Source organism: Mycobacterium sp., assembly GCF_047975165.1.
Classification (GTDB): Bacteria; Actinomycetota; Actinomycetes; order Mycobacteriales; family Mycobacteriaceae; genus Mycobacterium.
In genome coordinates this window covers 1-1,946 of the sequence record NZ_JBKECZ010000017.1, presented here as the reverse complement: position 1 = coordinate 1,946, position 1,946 = coordinate 1, and the positions used below count along the sequence as shown (strand labels likewise).

Here is a 1,946-nt window from a genome sequence, read left to right as displayed (position 1 = left end):
TCGTCGGGTTCGGATCGGATCCGCCGGGCCGGGCGAGGCGCGAGTGCTCGCCCGGCCCGCGAATCAACGCGGGTCGTAGGCACCGGGGTTGGTGAAGTACCCGTCGAGGTACTCCGTGGGCGCCAGGGAGCCGACGGTCGCGGTCTCCGCGTTCGTGGTCGTGGTCGCCCCATCCACGAGGTACTGATCCAGGTTGTCGTCGGTGACGAACTGCACCTGCAGCGCGATCTGGTTAACCTTGGGCCCCTCACCACGCACCGTGCGCATGGCGACCTCCCACATCGTCTGCCCGAACTGCGCGGCCGTGCCCGGAACGGCAAGACCGTCGTAGCCGTCGGCGCGCAGCTGCTCCCACCAGGCCAGAGACGCGGCGGTGGGCAGGTTGTCGACGACCAGAGGCATCGGCGCGCGCCCGGCGTCGGCGAACCCGGCGAACACCCCCGCACCCATGGAGGCGACCTGGTAGACGATGTCGATCTCGCCCGGGTGGGAGGCGAGGAAACTCACCACCGCCGACTTCGCGCCCGGGTCGTTGAAGTTGCCCGCGGGGGTACCGACGACCTCGATGCCCTCGCACAGGGCGAAGGTCTGCTCGGCGGCGGTCACCGACGACGTGTTGACGGTCATGCCCTCGATCCCCTGCACGATCATCGCCGAGCCCTCACCACCGATCATGCCGACCCCCTTGGCCACCGCCTGGGCGACGCCGTCGAACGGGTTCGGCGTGATGTCGATCGAGTACGGCGAGTCGACGTATCCGGTGAAGGTCACGGTGGGGATGCCCTGTTCGCCCGCGCTGTTGACCGCGGCCACCAGCGCCTCACCGGACAGCGGCTGGGCGATGATGACGTCGGCTCCCTTGCGCACCAGCTGTTCGTACGCGCGCACCTGGTCGGCCGCGGTCACCTGTCCGCCGGTGCCGCCGGGCGTCTCCACCAGGAACTCTGCGACCTCCCCGGCGTCGATGGCGTCGGCCGAGAGCTGGGTCAGGGTGGTCTTCAGTGCCGCGGCGGTGGGGCTTCCCGAGTCCTGCTGAAGCCATCCGACGGTGACCGGTCCATCCGTGCCCCCCGCGTCGGCCCAGGCACTGGCCTGAACCGCGGTCGGCCAGCCGTTGAACGCGGCCTGGATGTCGTCGGGCATCGTCGCGATCAGCCCGTCCGGGTCGTTGGGGGCGACCACGGGGACCTGGCCGCACTGCGCGTCGGTCGCCGCCGGCGCCGTTGCGCCCGGGGCGCCGCCGGCACTGGAGCTGCCGCCTCCGCCGCACGAAGCGAGCACCAGCGCCGCGGGCAACGCGGCGAGTGCGAGCAGGCGACCGGGTCGGCGCGTCCCGGTGCGCGGGCGCATCCGGTCGTTGGGCAGATTCGTCATCGATTCGATCCGTTCTCGTGGGGCGCGCGCCTCCCCGGGCGTGCGGCTGTCTGGTGCCGTCGCGCGGACCGCCCAGCCCAGGCGCTGCGACCACGTGCACCGGTTCCCGCTCAACGTAGGCCGAACGAGGCGGCGGCACCGTGATCGTGCGGGCCCGGTCAAGTCGCGTACGTGCCGCGCACACGCGCCGCGATCGGACTGTACCGAGCGCGCAGACCGGTTTTCCTGTGGCGCACCCTCGGAGGCCGCGCCCGGTGTGCAGGGCACCATGAAGCGACCAGGCGGGATGGGTGCTCCGGCCGAGCGTCACACGGTGGAATCGGCGTCGACCCCCGCCCGCCGCCGCACGAGAGCGAGGAGTATCGGATGAACAGACCAAGCCGCGTGGTACTGATTGCGTTGGGATCGGCGCTGGCGCTGGCGCTTGCCGGATGCTCCGGAGGGTCGTCCTCGAACACCGACGAGGCCGGGCCCGGTGGCGACCAGCCGCGGACGCTGAACATCGCCGCCCGGCCCGGCACCTACGCGGGTGCCGCGATCGCCCGTCGGAGCGAGGACGGGTACTTCGCCGA

The 1,946-nt window shown here is 71.8% G+C and carries 2 protein-coding genes; one reads left to right on the top strand and one right to left on the bottom strand.

Annotated elements, in window-relative coordinates; translation table 11 throughout:
* Nucleotides 1-63: 63 nt before the first annotated feature.
* On the bottom strand, nt 64-1,374 hold the full coding sequence (locus ACK5M9_RS00990) for a substrate-binding domain-containing protein (RefSeq protein WP_416891345.1): 1,311 nt from the start codon (nt 1,372-1,374) through the stop codon (nt 64-66).
* 366 nt (nt 1,375-1,740) lie between these two features.
* Here ACK5M9_RS00990 and ACK5M9_RS00985 point away from each other — a divergent pair.
* The coding region (locus ACK5M9_RS00985) for a hypothetical protein (protein WP_416891344.1) at nt 1,741-1,946 on the top strand (206 nt) is incomplete at its 3' end.